The 17,950-nt window shown below is 31.4% G+C and carries 16 protein-coding genes; all 16 read left to right on the forward strand.

Annotation, left to right across the window (positions count from 1 at the left end; all coding sequences use genetic code 11):
• Positions 1-10 precede the first annotated feature (10 nt).
• The 16 genes from V6137_RS08460 to dut all read left to right on the forward strand — a co-directional run bounded on the left by V6137_RS08460 (position 11) and on the right by dut (position 17,920).
• Positions 11-679 (forward strand): MgtC/SapB family protein, encoded by a 669-nt coding sequence (locus V6137_RS08460; protein ID WP_425447476.1) that lies wholly within the window; start codon positions 11-13, stop codon positions 677-679.
• Positions 680-693: 14 nt separating this feature from the next.
• Positions 694-4,989, forward strand: a complete 4,296-nt coding sequence (locus tag V6137_RS08465; RefSeq protein WP_425447477.1) for a PolC-type DNA polymerase III — start codon at positions 694-696, stop codon at positions 4,987-4,989.
• A gap of 264 nt (positions 4,990-5,253) precedes the next feature.
• Positions 5,254-5,718 carry a ribosome maturation factor RimP gene (rimP, locus tag V6137_RS08470; RefSeq protein ID WP_425447478.1) on the forward strand — a complete coding sequence of 155 codons (465 nt, stop codon included), beginning with the start codon at positions 5,254-5,256 and terminating at the stop codon, positions 5,716-5,718.
• A gap of 17 nt (positions 5,719-5,735) precedes the next feature.
• Positions 5,736-6,818 (forward strand): transcription termination factor NusA, encoded by a 1,083-nt coding sequence (nusA, locus tag V6137_RS08475; protein WP_425447479.1) that lies wholly within the window; start codon positions 5,736-5,738, stop codon positions 6,816-6,818.
• On the forward strand, positions 6,796-7,062 hold the full coding sequence (gene rnpM, locus V6137_RS08480) for an RNase P modulator RnpM (RefSeq protein ID WP_425447480.1): 267 nt from the start codon (positions 6,796-6,798) through the stop codon (positions 7,060-7,062). The genes nusA and rnpM overlap by 23 nt, the downstream gene beginning before the upstream one ends.
• Positions 7,055-7,351, forward strand: coding sequence for a L7Ae/L30e/S12e/Gadd45 family ribosomal protein (locus tag V6137_RS08485; protein WP_425447481.1), 297 nt, complete (start codon positions 7,055-7,057; stop codon positions 7,349-7,351). Before rnpM ends, V6137_RS08485 begins: the two co-directional genes overlap by 8 nt.
• Before the next feature lie 31 nt (positions 7,352-7,382).
• Positions 7,383-9,374, forward strand: a complete 1,992-nt coding sequence (gene infB, locus V6137_RS08490) for a translation initiation factor IF-2 (protein WP_425447519.1) — start codon at positions 7,383-7,385, stop codon at positions 9,372-9,374.
• Positions 9,375-9,395: 21 nt separating this feature from the next.
• Entirely contained in the window at positions 9,396-9,782 is a 387-nt protein-coding gene (gene rbfA / locus V6137_RS08495; RefSeq protein WP_425447482.1) for a 30S ribosome-binding factor RbfA, read from the forward strand.
• Entirely contained in the window at positions 9,754-10,737 is a 984-nt protein-coding gene (locus V6137_RS08500; RefSeq protein ID WP_425447483.1) for a DHH family phosphoesterase, read from the forward strand. Before rbfA ends, V6137_RS08500 begins: the two co-directional genes overlap by 29 nt.
• 5 nt (positions 10,738-10,742) lie before the next feature.
• On the forward strand, positions 10,743-11,648 hold the full coding sequence (gene truB / locus V6137_RS08505) for a tRNA pseudouridine(55) synthase TruB (RefSeq protein ID WP_425447484.1): 906 nt from the start codon (positions 10,743-10,745) through the stop codon (positions 11,646-11,648).
• Positions 11,649-11,653: 5 nt separating this feature from the next.
• Positions 11,654-12,568: a bifunctional riboflavin kinase/FAD synthetase gene (locus tag V6137_RS08510; protein WP_425447485.1), complete on the forward strand. Its 915-nt coding sequence runs from the start codon at positions 11,654-11,656 to the stop codon at positions 12,566-12,568.
• A 123-nt stretch (positions 12,569-12,691) separates the two neighbouring features.
• Positions 12,692-12,961: a 30S ribosomal protein S15 gene (rpsO, locus tag V6137_RS08515; protein ID WP_425447486.1), complete on the forward strand. Its 270-nt coding sequence runs from the start codon at positions 12,692-12,694 to the stop codon at positions 12,959-12,961.
• Between the two features lie 198 nt (positions 12,962-13,159).
• Positions 13,160-15,247 carry a polyribonucleotide nucleotidyltransferase gene (locus tag V6137_RS08520; RefSeq protein WP_425447487.1) on the forward strand — a complete coding sequence of 696 codons (2,088 nt, stop codon included), beginning with the start codon at positions 13,160-13,162 and terminating at the stop codon, positions 15,245-15,247.
• Between the two features lie 122 nt (positions 15,248-15,369).
• Entirely contained in the window at positions 15,370-16,080 is a 711-nt protein-coding gene (locus V6137_RS08525) for a polysaccharide deacetylase family protein (protein ID WP_425447488.1), read from the forward strand.
• Between the two features lie 78 nt (positions 16,081-16,158).
• The gene (locus V6137_RS08530; protein WP_425447489.1) at positions 16,159-17,430 is read left to right on the forward strand and encodes a M16 family metallopeptidase; all 1,272 of its coding nucleotides are present in this window, start codon (positions 16,159-16,161) and stop codon (positions 17,428-17,430) included.
• A 58-nt stretch (positions 17,431-17,488) separates the two neighbouring features.
• Positions 17,489-17,920, forward strand: a complete 432-nt coding sequence (gene dut, locus V6137_RS08535; protein WP_425447490.1) for a dUTP diphosphatase — start codon at positions 17,489-17,491, stop codon at positions 17,918-17,920.
• Positions 17,921-17,950: the final 30 nt, after the last annotated feature.

A 17,950-nucleotide genomic window follows, 5' to 3' on the forward strand; every position in this document is an offset into this window, starting at 1 on the left:
GAGTTGTAAAATGTTATCTACAGAGCAAATCCTAATTAGATTAGTTCTTTCTATTGTATTATCGGGATTAATTGGAATTGAAAGGGAAAGTATAAGACGACCAGCAGGCTTTAGAACCCATATATTAGTTTGCGTGGGTTCTACCTTAGTTATGCTAGTTTCCATCTATATATTTAATCAATACAACGGTGAGACAACTTTACAACCTGATAGGTTAGGAGCCCAGGTTATTAGTGGAATTGGTTTTTTAGGAGCAGGAACTATAATAAAAGAAGGTAATACTGTAAAAGGATTAACAACGGCAGCTAGTCTATGGGCAGTTGCTTGTATTGGTCTTGCCATAGGATCAGGATTTTATTTAGGGGGTATTCTTACCACATTTTTAGTGCTAATAACCTTAGCAGTATTTAATAAAGCTGAAAGAGACTTGAAAACTAGACAAAATTATATGACAGTAAAAATAACAACATTTAATAAACCGGGACAACTGGGGAAAATTGGTGAAATAATAGGGAGTTTTAAAGGAAGTATAGTTAGCATTGATTTGGAAGAAAATGATGATGATGAACTTATCTCTATTGAGTTGTTAATTAAAATGGAAGATAAGACTAAAAAATTAGATATTATAAATAAATTGCAAAGGCAAGAGGATATAATAAAAGTTTCTAAGCTTAAGTAGGGGGCAACAAACTTATGACTAATAATAAGAAAATTTTAGGTCAATTGCTAAAGAGAATTGACATTGATATAGATAATAAAAGATTAGGAAATGCAATTATAGATAAAGTTTATGTTAATAATAAAAAATATCAATTAAAAATTATTATTATATTGGATAATATAATTGAAAAAGAACTAATAGATAAGTTGACTGAGGAATTGAAAATTAAATTAGGGGATTTTAAAAATATTGAAATAAAAGTTAAATATAGCATAGAAGATTTAAATTTAGAAAAAATAATGAAAGTCTATTGGGAAAATATATTATATATAATTAAAAGAGATATTCCATCTAGTTCTGCTTGGATAAATTCTATTGACTACAAGGTTAAAGACAATTCTTTTGAAATAAACATTTTAAATGAGACGGGATTTTTATGGCTGAAAAATAAAAAAGTTGACAATCTAATATCTAATATACTAAAGGAAGAATTTAACTTTGACATACCTGTTAGTTTAACTTGCAACGGTGATAATAGTGAGTTACATGATATACATGAAAAGAAGAAGAAAGAAGAAGAGAAAATTTTTTCATCCACAATATCTAAAGCTATTGGAAGTACAAACAAAAACAAAAAAAATACAAAAAACACAAATACTGTTAGCTCTAATATAATCCTTGGAAAAGGTATAAAAGAAATGCCCGTCGATATTTGTGAGATAGATACTAATACAGGGACAGCAACAATAGAAGGGGAAATTTTTGATTTAGAAGTTAGAGATATTAAAGGAAATAGGAAGATATATTCTTTTAATATTACCGATTATACCAGTTCCATGACAGTTAAGATATTTGCAAATAAGAAGGTTCAGCCTATATTAGATGAAAGCTTAAGGGAAGGTTTATATTTAAAGGTTAAAGGAGACATAGTTTTTGATAAGTTTATGAAAGAGTTGATAATGATAAGTAAGTCCATGGTAAAAATGGAGAAAGAGGAGAAAACTGATAATAGTAAGGAAAAAAGAGTTGAGCTACATCTCCATACACAGATGAGTGATATGGATGGAATGACCAATGTAAGTAAGGTTATAGAAAGGGCATCTAAATGGGGACATAAGGCTATTGCCATAACGGATCATGGTGTTGTTCAGGCTTTCCCTGAGGCTATGGAGGCTTCAAGGAAAAATGGTATTAAAGTTTTATATGGATTAGAAGGATATGTGGTAAATGATAGTAAACCTGTTGTAGTTAATTTTAGAAATGAGCCTATTGATTGTGAATATGTTGTCTTTGATATAGAAACAACGGGACTATCTCCAAAACATGATGAAATAACTGAGATAGGGGCTGTAAAGATAAAAAACAATAAAATAGTAGATAAGTATAGTCAGCTTATAAATCCCGAGAGAAAAATACCAGAAAAAATCGTTAAGCTAACTGGAATTACAGATGAGATGGTAAAGGATAAGCCTACTATAAATGAAGTTCTTCCAGAATTTCATAATTTTATAGGAGACAGTGTATTGGTAGCCCACAATGCTTCCTTTGATATGGGTTTTATTAATGAAAAGTTTTCAAAACTAGATATCATATTGTCTAATCCAGTATTGGATACATTACAACTTAGTAGACAATTATTTACTGAATTAAAAAGTCATAGGTTAAATAAAGTTGCAAAACACTTAAATGTTTCACTGGAAAATCACCATAGAGCTGTTGATGATTCAGAGGCTACAGCTAATATACTATTAAAATCGTTGGAACTTATTAAGGAAAAAGGGGTTAATAAGCTTGAGGACATAAATACTATTTTCAGCGGTAACGTAAATTACAAATCAGCTGATTCATATCATATTATGATATTTGCTAAGAATTACACTGGACTTAAAAACCTTTATAAGATAGTTTCTGAGGCCCATTTAAATTACTTTTATAGAAAACCTAGAATTCCTAAATCTGTATTAAATAAATATAGAGAAGGATTAATTTTAGGAACAGCATGTGAAGCTGGGGAGTTATTTAGGGCTATACTTAGAAATAAGTCTTATAATGAAATTCGAGAGATAGTTGACTTTTATGATTTTCTAGAGATACAGCCAATAGGAAATAATAACTTCCTAATAGAAAAGGAAATACTCAAGAGTCCAGAAGACATAAAAAATATTAATAAAAAAATAGTTAATCTAGGAGAAAAATTCCATAAGCCCGTAGTAGCCACAGGAGATGTTCACTTTTTAGATCCAGAGGATGAGGTATATAGAAGGATTCTAATGTCTGGAAAAGGCTTTTCTGATGCAGATAATCAGCCCCCTTTATACTTTAGGACTACTAATGAAATGCTAGAAGAATTTATTTATTTAGGTAGAGATAAAGCAAGGGAGGTTGTTATTGAAAATACTAATTTGATTGCTGATATGATTGATGAAATTTTACCCATTCCCGATGGAACTTTTCCCCCTGTTATTGAGGGATCAGAAGAGGAACTTAGAACTATAACCTATAATAAAGCTATAAGTATTTATGGAGATCCATTACCGGATATAGTTAAAAATAGACTTGAACGGGAGTTGAACTCTATTATTAGCAATGGATATGCAGTTCTTTATATAATATCTCAAAAGCTAGTAAAAAAATCTCTAGAGGACGGCTACTTGGTAGGTTCTAGAGGATCTGTTGGATCTTCCTTTGTTGCTACAATGAGTGATATTACTGAAGTAAATCCATTACCTCCCCACTATGTTTGCCCAGACTGTAAACATAGTGAGTTTATAACCGATGGTTCTGTAGGTTCAGGGGCGGATATGAAGGAAAAAGATTGTCCTAAATGTGGAAGTAGATATATAAAAGATGGTCATGATATTCCCTTTGAAGTATTCTTAGGTTTTGAAGGGGATAAGGAGCCTGATATAGACTTAAACTTTGCTGGGGAAGAACAGTCGGTGGCCCATAAATATACAGAATTATTATTTGGAGAGGGTCATGTATTTAGAGCTGGAACAATAGGTACTATAGCGGATAAAACAGCCTATGGTTTTGTTAAAAAATATTTTGATGAGAAGGAGACGGTATTAAGTAAAGCAGAAACTAGTAGGCTATTAAGGGGATGTACCGGGGTTAAAAGAACCTCTGGACAGCATCCAGGGGGAGTAATGGTTGTACCTAGAAGTAAAGATGTATATGACTTTACTCCTGTCCAATATCCAGCTAATGACAAATCATCTGGGGTTATAACAACTCACTTTGATTATCATTCAATTAGTGGTAGGATACTAAAGCTTGATATATTAGGACATGATACTCCCAGTATAATTAGAATGCTTGAAGACTTAACAGGGATAGATGCTCAAAATATACCTTTAGATGACGAGGATACTATGAAGATATTCACTAGTACTGAGACTTTAGGTATAACAGAAGAAGATATAAACAGTAAAGTCGGTTCATTTGGTATACCTGAATTTGGAACTAAATTTGTTAGACAAATGCTTATTGATACACAACCGAGTACATTTGCAGAACTTGTTAGAATAAGTGGCTTATCCCACGGAACCGATGTATGGCTAAATAATGCCCAAGATCTTGTGAGAAATGGAGTTACGACATTAAGTCAAGTTATATCTACTAGAGATGATATAATGATGTATCTTATATATAATGGTCTTGATAAAAAAAGATCATTTACTATGATGGAGAAAGTAAGAAAAGGTAAGGGATTAACAGAGGAAGAAGAAAGCTATATGAGGGAAAATGGTATTCCAGAATGGTATATAGAATCATGTAAGAAGATAAAATATATGTTTCCTAAGGCCCATGCCGTGGCTTATGTTATGATGTCTTTTAGAATTGCGTATTTTAAGGTGCATTATCCAGAAGCCTTTTATGCTACTTATTTTACTACAAAGGCTGTGGATTTTGATGCCCAATTAATCGTAAAAGGGGAAGAAGCGATTAGATCTAAGATTAAAGAATTAGAGGCTTTAGGAAACGATAAAACTGCAAAGGAAAAAAATCTATTAACGGTTCTTGAAGTTGCTTTAGAGATGTATTGTAGAGGACTTAGATTCAATAAAGTAGATTTATATAAATCCCATAGTGATATATTTATAATTGATGATAACGGGATTACACCTCCCCTTAAGTCTCTCCAAGGGGTTGGTGAAAATGCAGCAAGGAGTATTTTTACTGAGCGGGAAAATGGTAAGTTCATATCTATAGAAGATATGACAAATCGTTGTAAGATTACAAAAACTGTAGTAGAGGCACTAACGATCCACGGATGTTTAGAAGGCTTATCAGAAAGGAATCAGTTAAGTTTATTTGGCATTTGATTTTTTATAAGAAATGTGGTATTCTTAACTGTGACAAGTAGGTACTAAATGACCAAAGAGTGGGATTACCCCACTCTTTGCTTTATTAAAATATAATTATGCTAAGCTTATAGCTATGGTTTGAATTTGTTTTATTATTATAAATATTGTTTTGTATTTATATAATTGAATATAATTTAAAGCAATATAGGTATATGATTTTAATATCAGAATAATAATTTTTTTTTATGAAAAAATATATTGTATAACATGGAGGTGATAATTATGAAGAAGTCTCAGGTTGAAAAGCTTTCTAAAGAAATTGCCCATCCTATTCTTGATGAGTTAAATTTCGAACTTGTTGATGTGGAATATGTAAAAGAAGGACCTCACAAATATTTGAGAATATATGCAGATAAGCCAGGGGGAATAAATATAGATGATTGTCAAAAAATTAGTGAACAATTAAGTGCTAAGTTAGATGAAGTTGATCCAATAAAAGAAAACTACTTTTTGGAGGTATCTTCTCCTGGAATAGATAGACCTCTTAAATCTGATAGTGACTTTGAGAAAGCTTTAAATGATGAAGTGGAGCTACAATTATATAAAGCTTTAAATAACCAGAAAAGATACAGTGGAACACTGATAGACTTTGATAATGAAACTGTAACAATAGATACAGAACAGGATAAAGAATTTAAGATAGATAGAAATATTATATCTAAAATTAATTTAGCTGTTAAATTTTAAAAGGGAGGTTTTGCGGGATGACTACTGAGTTTATTGAAGCAATTGAAGAAATAGGAAAAGAAAAAGGTATTTCCAAAGCTTTACTATTAGAGGCTCTAGAAGTAGCTTTAATTTCCGGATATAAGAAAAACTTTGGTTCTTCCCAAAATGTTGAGGTCAACGTTGATGATGAAACAGGGGATGTTAAAGTATATTCTAAGAAGACAGTAGTAGAAGATGTGGAAGATGATATATTAGAAATTAGCATTAATGATGCAAAAAACATTGATAGTAGCTATGAAATAGATGATGTGGTAAGAATAGAAGTAACCCCTAGAAACTTTGGAAGAATTGCTGCCCAAACTGCTAAACAAGTAGTTATGCAGAAAATAAAAGAAGCTGAAAGAGAGATAGTGTTTGATCAGTATATAAATCGAGAAACTGAAATTATTACTGGACAGGTTCAGCGTATTAGTAAAAATAATATTTTAATAAATCTAGGTAAGGCAGAGGGGGTACTACCACCTACTGAACAAATAAAAAATGAAAACTATAAACAGGGAGATAGAATTAAAACATACATATTAGAGGTTAAAAAGACAACTAAGGGTCCTCAAATTCTTCTTTCTAGAACCCATCCGGGATTAGTAAAAAGATTATTTGAACTAGAGGTGCCAGAAATTCATGATGGGATTGTAGATATATTTAGTATATCTAGAGAAGCTGGTTCAAGAACTAAATTAGCAGTTTATTCTACCGATGAAAATGTGGATGCTGTAGGTGCCTGTGTAGGGTTTAAAGGCAGTAGGGTTAAAGCCGTAGTGGATGAATTAAACGGAGAGAAAATTGATATTGTTACATGGGATGAAGACCCTAAAGTTTTTATTGCCAATAGTCTTAGTCCTTCTAATGTAATTAGTGTGGATATTAATGAAGATGAAAAATCGGCATTGGTTATAGTGCCCGACTATCAGTTATCATTAGCCATAGGGAAGGAAGGTCAAAATGCTAGATTAGCGGCTAAATTAACTGGCTGGAAGATAGATATAAAAAGTGAAAGCCAATCTTTACAAGAGAGTAGAGAGGTGGAGGATACAGATGAAGAGGAAACAACCGATTAGAAAGTGTGTTGGCTGTGGAGAAAGAAAGGCTAAGTCTGACTTAATAAGGATTGTTAAAAGTAAAGAAGGAGATATTAGCATTGACTTAAAGGGAAAAGCAAATGGTAGGGGTGTTTACATTTGCCCTAACATTAAATGTTTTGAAAAAGCTCAAAAAGGAAATAAATTAAATAGAGGTCTAAAGTCTAATGTGGATAACAGAATATATGAAGACTTATTAAAGGAAGTTAAAGAAAGTGAATAAGATATACTCCTTATTAGGGTTAGCAAGAAGAGCTAATTTGGTATCATTAGGTCAAGATGGATGTAATCAAGCTATTAAAAGGAATAAATGCAAATTGCTCATAATAGCTAATGATACATCTGATAATACTAAAGAAAAGTTTATAAAACTATGTGATAGAAAGAATGTAAGGTATGTGTTTTTTGGTGATAAGGAAAGTCTTGGGCAAGCCATTGGTAGAGATATTGTGGCTATAATATCAATATTAGATGAGAACTTTTCTAAGGCAATTATGGATAAAATAGGCTAAAGTATCACCTTTAAAATATTGGGGGGTGACGATTTTGACAAAGAAAAGAGTGTATGAAGTTGCAAAGGAATTTGGTATGTCTAGTAAAGAGTTAATGAAGAATATGAAAAGTCTCGACTTAGAAATAAAAAGTCATATGAGTACTCTTGAAGATGAAGAGATAGATTTATTAAAAGAAATACTATTTGAAGATACAAAGGAAAAAGATGAGGAAGTGATGGATATAGAAACTAATAATGATGTAAAAAAAGATACAATTGAAGATACAAAAATTATAGAAATTGAAGAAAATATAGTGGTTAGTGATTTGGCAGATAAATTAGAGGTCAATGGAACCGAATTAATAACTAAACTAATATCATTAGGTATAATGGCTAACATAAATCAAGAAATAGATTTTGATACTGCTGGCATTATAGCAGATGAATATGGGTATAAAGTTATTCAAAACGAGGTGGAAGAAGATGACGAAGAAGAGGATTTAGAATTAGATTTTGAAGATGATGAAAAAGATCTAAAACCAAGACCTCCTGTAGTAACAGTTATGGGTCATGTTGACCACGGAAAAACTTCATTATTAGACTCTATAAGAAAAACCCATGTTACAGAGGGAGAAGCTGGAGGTATAACTCAGCATATTGGTGCGTCAACAATTAAAGTTGATAATAAACCTGTAGTATTTTTAGATACACCAGGGCATGAGGCCTTTACTTCAATGCGTGCTAGAGGTGCCCAAGTTACAGATATTGCAATATTAGTAGTGGCGGCCGATGATGGTGTTATGCCCCAGACTATAGAAGCAATAAATCATGCTAAAGCAGCAGGGGTTCCTATAATTGTTGCTGTAAATAAAATGGATAAACTAGAAGCTAATCCTGAAAGGGTAAAACAGGAATTAACAGAGCATGGTCTAATAGTAGAGGAATGGGGTGGAGAAACAATCTCTGTACCTGTTTCAGCTATAACAGGAGAGGGTATAGATGAATTATTAGAAATGATAACTCTTGTAGCTGAGATGCAAGAATTAAAGGCTAATGCTAATAGAAAAGCTAAAGGAGTAATAATTGAATCAAAACTTGATAAAGGTAGGGGTTCAGTGGCAACTGTGTTGATTCAAAAAGGGACATTATCTGTAGGAGATGCAGTTGTGGTAGGTACAGCCCATGGTAAAATCCGTGCCATGCTAGATGACACAGGTAAAAGGATTAAAAAAGCAGGACCTTCTACACCAGTTGAAATTTTAGGATTGTCCGATGTTCCTGTGGCAGGAGATCATTTGTATGAAGTTGAAAGCGACAAAAAGGCCAGGGAAATCTCAGAAGGTAGATTAGCAAAACAAAGAAGAGAACAGCTAAAATCTAAACAAAATGTTTCATTGGATGATTTATTTGATCAAATAAATGACGGTGAAGTAAAAGAACTTAATGTTATTATAAAAGCCGATGTAAGTGGTTCAATAGAAGCTGTTAAACAATCTTTAGTTAAATTAAGTACTGATGAAGTTAGAGTAAACCCTATTCATGGTGGTGTTGGTGCGATATCTGACTCTGATATTATGTTAGCCACTGCATCTAATGCTATAATAATTGGATTTAATGTAAGACCTACATCTACGGCTATGAATTTGGCAGATCGTGAAAATGTAGATGTTAGAACATATAGAATAATATACAAAGCTATAGAAGATATTGAGGCGGCTATTAAGGGTATGTTAGAACCAGAATTTAAAGAAGTGGTAATAGGAAGAGCAGAAGTAAGGGCTACCTTTAAAGTTCCTAATGCTGGTACTGTGGCTGGAGTATATGTTCAGAATGGAAAGATTACAAGAAAATCTAAAGTTCGTTTATTAAGAGATAATATAGTAATCCATGAAGGAGAAATATCTTCATTAAAACGATTTAAAGATGATACTAAGGAATTACAAAGCGGATATGAAGGTGGACTAGGTATAGAAAATTACAATGATGTAAAAGAGGGAGATGTAATTGAAGCCTTTATATTTGAAGAAGTTGAGAGAAAGTAGTAATTATAAGAGGTGACGTATATGGGCTCAAAGAGGTTAAATAGAATTGCAGAAGAAATAAAAAAAGTAGTAAGTAGCATTATTGCTAACAAACTAAAGGATCCAAGAATATCTACTATGACTAGTATTACAAAAGTAACAGTAACTAGAGACTTAAGATATGCTAAGATTTATGTGGGGGTACTTGGAAATGAAAAAGAAAAAAAAGATAGTTTAAATGGATTAAAAAGCGCTAAAGGATTTATTCGTAGGGGCATAGGAGAAACTATTAACTTAAGATATACCCCAGAACCTTTATTTTACTTAGATGAGTCTATAGAACATGGTATTTATATATCTAAATTGATAGATAAGGTTAATAAAGAGAGTGGGAACGATGATGAGAAACCAGAAGAAAAATCTCAATGATGATATAGACTTAATAATTGAAAAGATTAATGCTAGTGAAGAAATTTACTTAATATCCCATATAAACCCTGATGGAGATAGTTTAGGTTCTCTTTTGGCCTTGGGGGAAGCATTAAAGCAGTTAGATAGCAGTGTAACTATGGTGGCTTCCGATGATATACCAGATAGATATTCTTTTTTATCAAATATATCAGAAATAGAGAAGCTTGATGAAATAAAACCTGTGGAATTACTTATCACTTTAGACTGTGGAGACCAAGATAGACTTGGAGAGTTCAAAGAGTTGGCTAATAAAGCTAAAACAGTGATTAATATTGATCATCATATAAGTAATAATTATTTTGGCGATCTAAATCTAGTCAACTCTGATGCTAGTTCCACCGGTGAAATGATATATGATCTTATAGAAAAAATGAATTTAAAATTTAATCATAAAATAAATAATAGTATTTACATGGCAATATCAACTGATACGGGAAGTTTTAAGTATAGCAATACTTCATATCATACCCATGAAATAGCATCTAATTTACTTAAAAAGGGGATTGATAATGAGTATATTAATAATAAGTTATACCAAAATAACCCCTTATCTAAGGCAAAATTGTTTATAGAAACATTAAAGAATTTAGAATTATATAATAATAATAGTATTGGTATTATATATATAACCCAAGCCATGATTAAGAGATGCGGTGCTAAAATAGAGCACATGGATGGTATCATTAATTTTGTTAGAGATATAGATACAGTTGAAGTTGCATGTATATTAAAAGAAATTAATAATAATAAAGTCAAAATAGGTTTGAGATCAAAGGAATATGTTGATGTTTCTAAAATTGCTAAGAACTTAAATGGTGGAGGTCATAAGAAGGCATCTGGGGCCACCTTTTTAGGAACGATAGATGAAGCCAGGGATAAAATATTATCAGAAATACAAAATTATATAAGGTGATAATGATGAATGGAATTATTAATGTTTTAAAACCTACTGGAATGACATCCCATGATGTTGTAGGATATATTAGAAGAACTATAAACTTTAAAAAGGTAGGACATACTGGTACATTAGACCCTAATGCTGCCGGTGTTCTACCTATTTGTATTGGAAAAGCAACTAAAGTATCACAATATCTATTGGACAAAAGGAAAGTGTATAGGGGGGAGTTGACTCTAGGAAAGTCCACAGATACTCAAGATAGATATGGAAAAGCTATTGATACATCTGATAGAAAAGTTGAAGACTCCGAAATAATAGAAGTATTTAAACAGTTTAACGGTAAAATTAAACAGACCCCTCCTATGTATTCTGCTGTTAAGCACAAAGGGAAAAGGTTATATGAATTAGCTAGAAAAGGGGAAGTTGTAGAAAGGGAGCCTAGGGAAGTAGAAATATATAAACTAGATATAATTACAATAGATAATAATAGGATTTTATTTGATGCGGAATGCTCAAAGGGAACTTATATAAGGACTTTATGTAATGATATAGGAGAGAGGTTAGGAACTTATGGATACATGTCTTTTTTAATACGAACTCAAGTTGATAACTTTACCTTAGATAATTCCATGACTTTAGATGAGATAAAAGAATTTTATGAGAGTGATAGGTTAAAAGATAAGATCATACCTATGGACTTTGCACTAACACATTTTCCTTCTATAAATTTACCCCAAATCGCTTTTAAGACTATTATTAATGGGGGAAAAATACCAATAGAAAAACTTAAAGACATGAAAGTTCCTATAATAAGGGATATTAAGCTTAGAGTTTATTGTGATAATGAGTTTATAGGTATAGGTAAAATAGTAAATTATAAAAATGATATAGTATTAAGAATGGAAAAAGTTTTATATCAAAGGTGATATTTATGAATTTAATAAAAAATTTGAATGAAGAAATGAAAGGCTCAACTGTTGTGGGGCTAGGATATTTTGATGGGATACATTTGGGACATCAATATTTATTAGAAAGGTTAGTTGAATCTTCTAAGGAATATAAAATTCCCAACGTTTTATTTACATTTAATAATAGCATAGCCCATCTCATTGATAGTCATAAGACGGAATATCTTTTGGTGGATAATCGGGAAAAGGTAAGATTGTTAAGGGAAATAGGTATAGATAATCTTTTTATGGTAAACTTCAATGAATATATACAAACCATGACTGCTAAAGAATTTATAAAAAATATAATTGTAGATAAATTAAATGCTAAAAAAGTAATAGTGGGCTTTAACTATACATTTGGATATAAAGGAAGCGGTGACACTGATTACTTAAAAGCATTGGGACAAGAGTTTGATTTTGATGTGGAGGTTATAGAGCCTGTAAAAAAATATGATAAAGTTATTAGTAGTTCTTCAATAAAAAAATTAATATCCCAGGGAAAAATAGAAAAGGCTAATGCTCTACTTGGACGTCCCTATGAAATTAGTGGTAAGGTTATTAAAGGTAGAGGTAGAGGTAAAGGCATGGGATTTGCTACAGCTAATCTAAAGCTTAGGTCAAACTTTGTAATACCAAAGTTTGGAGTTTATAAGACATGGTCAAAGATTGATAACAAATACTATTTAAGCATTACCAATGTAGGTGAAAATCCAACATTTAATGATAAGGGGGTTAATATAGAAACCCATATTTTTGACATTGTTAATGAGTTATATGATAAAAATATTAGTATAAGGTTTGAGAAGTTTATAAGAGAAGAAAGAAAGTTTGATAATAAAGAAGATTTGATAAAACAGGTAAAAAAAGATATTGAGATCGTAAGATATTCAAAGTAAAAAACATTTACAAACCCACTTTCATATGATAAAATGTTTAGTGGTAGTTACCTTTTGCTCTGTATACGATAACCTCGCCGTATACGTGGCTTTAGGCGAATAAAAAATAGGAGGTTTTATAATATGAATTTAAGTAAAGAAGAAAAGACACAAATAATCGAAGAGTATAAGACTCATGAAGGAGATACTGGTTCTCCAGAAGTACAAATTGCTATTTTAACTAATAGGATAAACAAGTTGAATGAGCATCTTAAAAGTCACAAAAAAGATCATCATTCAAGAAGAGGTTTATTGAAAATGGTTGGTAAGCGTAAAGGTTTACTTAATTATTTACAAAATAATGATATCGAGAGATATCGTAGTATTATCTCTAGATTAGGATTAAGAAAATAATAAGAGCGGGTATACCCGCTCTATTGTTTTATGATTTATAGGAAAAAATAACTAATAGAGGGATTATTAAATAACTTTTAAGCTATAATTATTGAAACAAATTATTAAATTATAATTTTGTTTTAATAAACTTTTTATTTTTATATTTTTAAGGATATAATAATAAAATAGCAATAACTTTATTACAGGAGGTATATTATGGAAAAAACATTTAGTCGTACTTTAGCAGGCAGACCTCTAAAGGTAACCACGGGCAAAGTTGCTCAACAGGCGGGAGGTTCTTGTTTGGTACAATATGGTGATACTGTAGTATTAGTAACAGCTACTGCATCCAGTTCACCAAGGGAAGGAATAGACTTTTTCCCATTAAGTGTAAATTATGAAGAAAGATTATACTCCGTGGGAAAAATACCAGGGGGATTCGTAAAAAGAGAGGGGAAACCCAGTGAGAAGGCAGTATTAACTTCTAGGCTTATAGATAGACCTATAAGACCATTATTCCCTAAAGGATTTAGAAATGAAGTACAAGTTATTGCCACTGTGTTGTCGGTGGATCAAGATTGTTCCCCAGATATAGTTGCAATGATAGGTTCTTCCATAGCATTGTCCATATCAAATATACCATTTGATGGGCCAACAGGTTCAGTGAGTGTAGGTTTGATTGATGGAGAGCTTATAATTAATCCAACAAGTAAGGAAAGAGAAGAATCAGAACTGCACCTTGTTGTTTCAGGAACCGAAGATGCAGTTATGATGGTAGAGGCTGGTGCTAATGAGATTCCAGAAGATGTTATGCTTGATGCAATAATGGCTGGTCATCAGGAGATAAAGGGAATATGTGATTTTATTAATGATATAGTGGGGGAAGTTGGAAAAGAAAAGATGGACGTCACTGTATTTGAGGCAGATAAAAATATAGATAAAGAAATCAGAGAATATGCCACTGAAAAAATGGAATCAGCAATACAAACCTTTGAAAAATTAGAAAGACAAGAGAACATGGAAAAGGTTAAGGAAGACACCTATGAATACTTTATAGAAAAGTATCCAGAAAATGAGAAGGATATTAATGAGGTTATTTATAACATAACAAAGGAACAAGTTAGAAAACTTATTGTTGAAAAGGGTATAAGACCTGATAATAGGAAAATTGACGAGGTTAGACCTATTTCTTGTGAGGTGGGTTTATTACCAAGAACCCATGGTTCAGGATTATTTAATAGAGGGCAGACTCAAGTAATGACAATAGCAACATTAGGAGCAGCTGGAGACGTTCAGATATTAGATGGTCTAAGTGAAGAAGAATCAAAAAGATACATGCATCACTACAATTTTCCACCCTATTCTGTTGGAGAAACAGGTTTCTTAAGAGGTCCTGGTAGAAGGGAAATCGGTCATGGTGCCTTAGCAGAGAGAGCCTTAGAACCGGTTATACCAAGTCAAGAAGAGTTCCCTTATACTATAAGATTAGTTTCAGAGGTTTTAGGATCAAATGGTTCTACATCCCAAGGTAGTGTATGTGCTAGTACCTTATCTTTATTAAATGCAGGGGTACCAATTAAATCTTCTGTTGCAGGAATAGCAATGGGACTTATTAAGTCTGATGAAAAAGTAGTTATATTAACTGATATACAGGGAATGGAAGACTTTTTAGGAGATATGGACTTTAAGGTTGCTGGTACTAGAAAGGGAATAACTGCTATACAAATGGATATAAAAATAAAAGGAATAGATAGAGAAATACTTAAAGAAGCGCTAAGTAGAGCTAATAAGGGTAGATTATATATACAAGATAAAATGGAAGAAGTTATTTCTGAACCAAATCCTGAGATGTCTCCTTATGCACCTAAAATAATATCTATGAATGTTAATCCAGACAAGATTAGAGATATCATTGGTCCAGGAGGAAAGATGATAAATAAAATAATAGATGAAACTGGAGTAAAAATAGATATAGACGATGATGGTAAAGTTATGATACTATCGGAAGATACTGCCAGTGGAAATAAAGCAAAAGAGATAATTGAAAATATAGTAAAGGAAGTTGAAGTAGGAGAAATTTACTTAGGTAAGGTAGTAAAAATAGTTTCCTTCGGAGCTTTTGTTGAAATATTAAATGGAAAAGAAGGTTTAGTTCATATATCTAAAATAGCTAAAGAAAGAATTGAAAAGGTGGAAGATGTACTATCAGTTGATGACGAAATATTAGTAAAAGTAACTGGAATTGATAAACAAGGTCGAATAAATTTATCAAGAAAAGATGCCTTACCGGAGGAAGAAGAATAAAGACATGAACCAATAAAGGGTTTATGTCTTTTTTTATTATAAATTCTTTAAGAAACATAGGATAAAATACTCTCTAATAAAATAGTATTTATAATAAAGAAAAAATTATTGGAGGGATTTTTTTGAAAATATTTTTTTTAAAGAAGAAAATACTATATACCATAATAATAGTTGCTATAGCAATTATTATTATGGTGGGGTTACTTTTATCTAGAGATGATGCCGTTGAAACATTTAACAATCAAGACGTATATTATCAGGGTAATACAAATAATAAAGTAGTAGCTTTTACATGTAATGTGGATTGGGGCAAAGAATATATAACTCCCATGTTGGAAATATTAAAAAAAAATGAAATAAAGATCACTTTTTTCATAACAGGAAGGTGGGCTGAGAAAAATAAAGATATAGTGAAAAAAATTTGTCAATATGGTCATGAAATAGGAAACCATGGATATTTCCACAAGGATTATAGTAAACTAAACTATGAAGGAAATAAAGAACAAATAACTAAAGCAGATAAGGTAATGAGGGAAATATCAAAGGGAGAACTTAGATTTTTTGCCCCACCGTCGGGAGCATATAATAAACATACCATACAAGCATCTAAAGATTTAGATTACAAATTAATAATGTGGAGTATTGATACTATAGATTGGAGAAAAGATAGTACAAAGAATAAAATAGTAGAGAGGGTTATAAAAAAACCCCATAATGGTGCTATTGTTCTTATGCATCCTAAAAGTGAAACTATTAAAGCTCTGCCTATTATTATTAAAGCCCTTAAAAATAAGGGATATGAGATTGGTAGGGTAAGTGATGTAATAGAATAGGATTGTATTTGTTGAAAGTTTTCATTATTTATCTTATAATAGACTAGAGCAATTATTGAAAGAGCATAGGAGGAAAGTATGTACAATAAATTTATTTTAGACAATGGATTAAGGGTAGTATCTGAATACATACCCCATGTAAAGTCTGTTTCCATAGGAATTTGGATTGAAACAGGATCTAGACAAGAAAATATAGGAAATAGTGGAGTGTCTCATTTTATAGAACACATGTTATTTAAAGGAACTGATAATAGGACTGCAAAAAAAATAGCAGAAAGCATAGATAATATAGGAGGTCAACTAAATGCTTTTACTAGTAAAGAATGTACCTGTTTCTATGCAAAGGTGCTAGATAATCATTTACCTATTGCAGTAGACGTTTTAGCGGATATGTTATTTAACTCAAGGTTTTCACAAGAAGATATAGAGAAAGAAAAAAGTGTTGTGATAGAAGAGATAAATATGTATGATGATTCACCAGAGGATCAAGTACATGATTTACTATCAAAAACTATTTTTGATAGTCACCCATTGGCACTTCCTATACTGGGAGATTTAAAGAGTGTAAAGGGGTTAACAAAGGAAAAAATATTAAACTATTTTACTGAAAAATATATTCCTGAAAATATAGTAATCTCCATGGTGGGTAATTTTGATGTTGAAGAAAGTAGGAAATTACTAAATGATTATTTTGGTCATTGGCAAGGTAATAAGAAAAATCAAGAGTTAGAATCTCCTCCTGTTTTAACACAAAACTTAAAATTTAAAGATAAAGAGACTGAACAATTACATTTGTGTTTGGGTCTAGAAGGTATATCCCAGGGAGATGAAGATTTATACTCTTTGTTAGTATTAAACAATGTCTTTGGTGGAAGTATGAGTTCTAGTTTATTTCAAAAGGTAAGGGAAGATAGGGGCTTGGTTTACTCAATTTTCTCATATCCATCTTCCTATAAGGATACAGGAATATTTACTATTTATGCAGGCTTAAACCCTAATCAGCTATTAAATGTCACAGAATTAATAATTGACGATATACATCAAATAAAGAATAACTATCTGACAGATGACCAATTAACAAAATCTAAGGAACAATTAAAGGGAAATTATATATTAGGTCTAGAGAGTACATCAAGTCGAATGACTTCCCTTGGTAAATCTGAATTACTCTATGGGAAAATACACTCTCCCAAAGAAATTATAGACAAAATCGATAAAGTAAATCTAGCAGATATTAAGAGGGTAACAAATAAAGTGTTTGATCTAGATAAACTTAATGTTGCATATGTGGGAAAAGTTAAGGATGAAAAACAGACAAATAAAAAATTAAATAATATTTGTTTTAAATAAAGATTACTGTTTAATATTCAGTGATCTTTATTATTATATATACTTAAGAGGTGATTATATGAAAATGAAGATAATGAATAAAAGTGATTTACCATTACCTAAATATAAAACGGAAGGCTCATCGGGACTAGACCTTTATGCTAATATTGAAAAAGAAGTAACTTTAAAACCAATGGAGAGAAAATTAATATCAACAGGGATCTTTGTTGAAATCCCTAAAGGTTTTGAAGGACAAATAAGGGCTAGGAGTGGCTTAGCTTTAAAACATGGTATATCATTGGTAAATGGAATAGGAACCATAGATAGCGATTATAGGGGAGAGATAAAGGTTATACTTATTAACTTAGGAAATGAAAACTTCACTATAGAAAGGGGTCAAAGAATAGCTCAGATGGTTATAATGAAATACGAAAAAGTTTCCTTAGAAAATGTTGTTGATATTAGTAAAACTGATAGAGGAAAAGGGGGATTTGGACATACAGGGAAATAAAATATGGTAATTTGTTAATATTATTAGGGG

It is taken from the genome of Dethiothermospora halolimnae (assembly GCF_037577855.1).
Lineage (GTDB): Bacteria > Bacillota > Clostridia > Tissierellales > VENL01 > Dethiothermospora > Dethiothermospora halolimnae.

What these genes read in the sequence shown, in the direction of transcription:
- V6137_RS08460 (WP_425447476.1), top strand. Translation starts at nt 11, where the DNA reads ATGTTATCTACAGAGCAAATCCTAATTAGATTAGTTCTTTCTATTGTA.
- V6137_RS08465 (WP_425447477.1), top strand. Translation starts at nt 694, where the DNA reads ATGACTAATAATAAGAAAATTTTAGGTCAATTGCTAAAGAGAATTGAC.
- rimP (WP_425447478.1), top strand. Translation starts at nt 5,254, where the DNA reads ATGAAGAAGTCTCAGGTTGAAAAGCTTTCTAAAGAAATTGCCCATCCT.
- nusA (WP_425447479.1), top strand. Translation starts at nt 5,736, where the DNA reads ATGACTACTGAGTTTATTGAAGCAATTGAAGAAATAGGAAAAGAAAAA.
- rnpM (WP_425447480.1), top strand. Translation starts at nt 6,796, where the DNA reads ATGAAGAGGAAACAACCGATTAGAAAGTGTGTTGGCTGTGGAGAAAGA.
- rbfA (WP_425447482.1), top strand. Translation starts at nt 9,396, where the DNA reads ATGGGCTCAAAGAGGTTAAATAGAATTGCAGAAGAAATAAAAAAAGTA.
- V6137_RS08500 (WP_425447483.1), top strand. Translation starts at nt 9,754, where the DNA reads ATGAGAAACCAGAAGAAAAATCTCAATGATGATATAGACTTAATAATT.
- truB (WP_425447484.1), top strand. Translation starts at nt 10,743, where the DNA reads ATGAATGGAATTATTAATGTTTTAAAACCTACTGGAATGACATCCCAT.
- V6137_RS08510 (WP_425447485.1), top strand. Translation starts at nt 11,654, where the DNA reads ATGAATTTAATAAAAAATTTGAATGAAGAAATGAAAGGCTCAACTGTT.
- rpsO (WP_425447486.1), top strand. Translation starts at nt 12,692, where the DNA reads ATGAATTTAAGTAAAGAAGAAAAGACACAAATAATCGAAGAGTATAAG.
- V6137_RS08520 (WP_425447487.1), top strand. Translation starts at nt 13,160, where the DNA reads ATGGAAAAAACATTTAGTCGTACTTTAGCAGGCAGACCTCTAAAGGTA.
- V6137_RS08530 (WP_425447489.1), top strand. Translation starts at nt 16,159, where the DNA reads ATGTACAATAAATTTATTTTAGACAATGGATTAAGGGTAGTATCTGAA.
- dut (WP_425447490.1), top strand. Translation starts at nt 17,489, where the DNA reads ATGAAAATGAAGATAATGAATAAAAGTGATTTACCATTACCTAAATAT.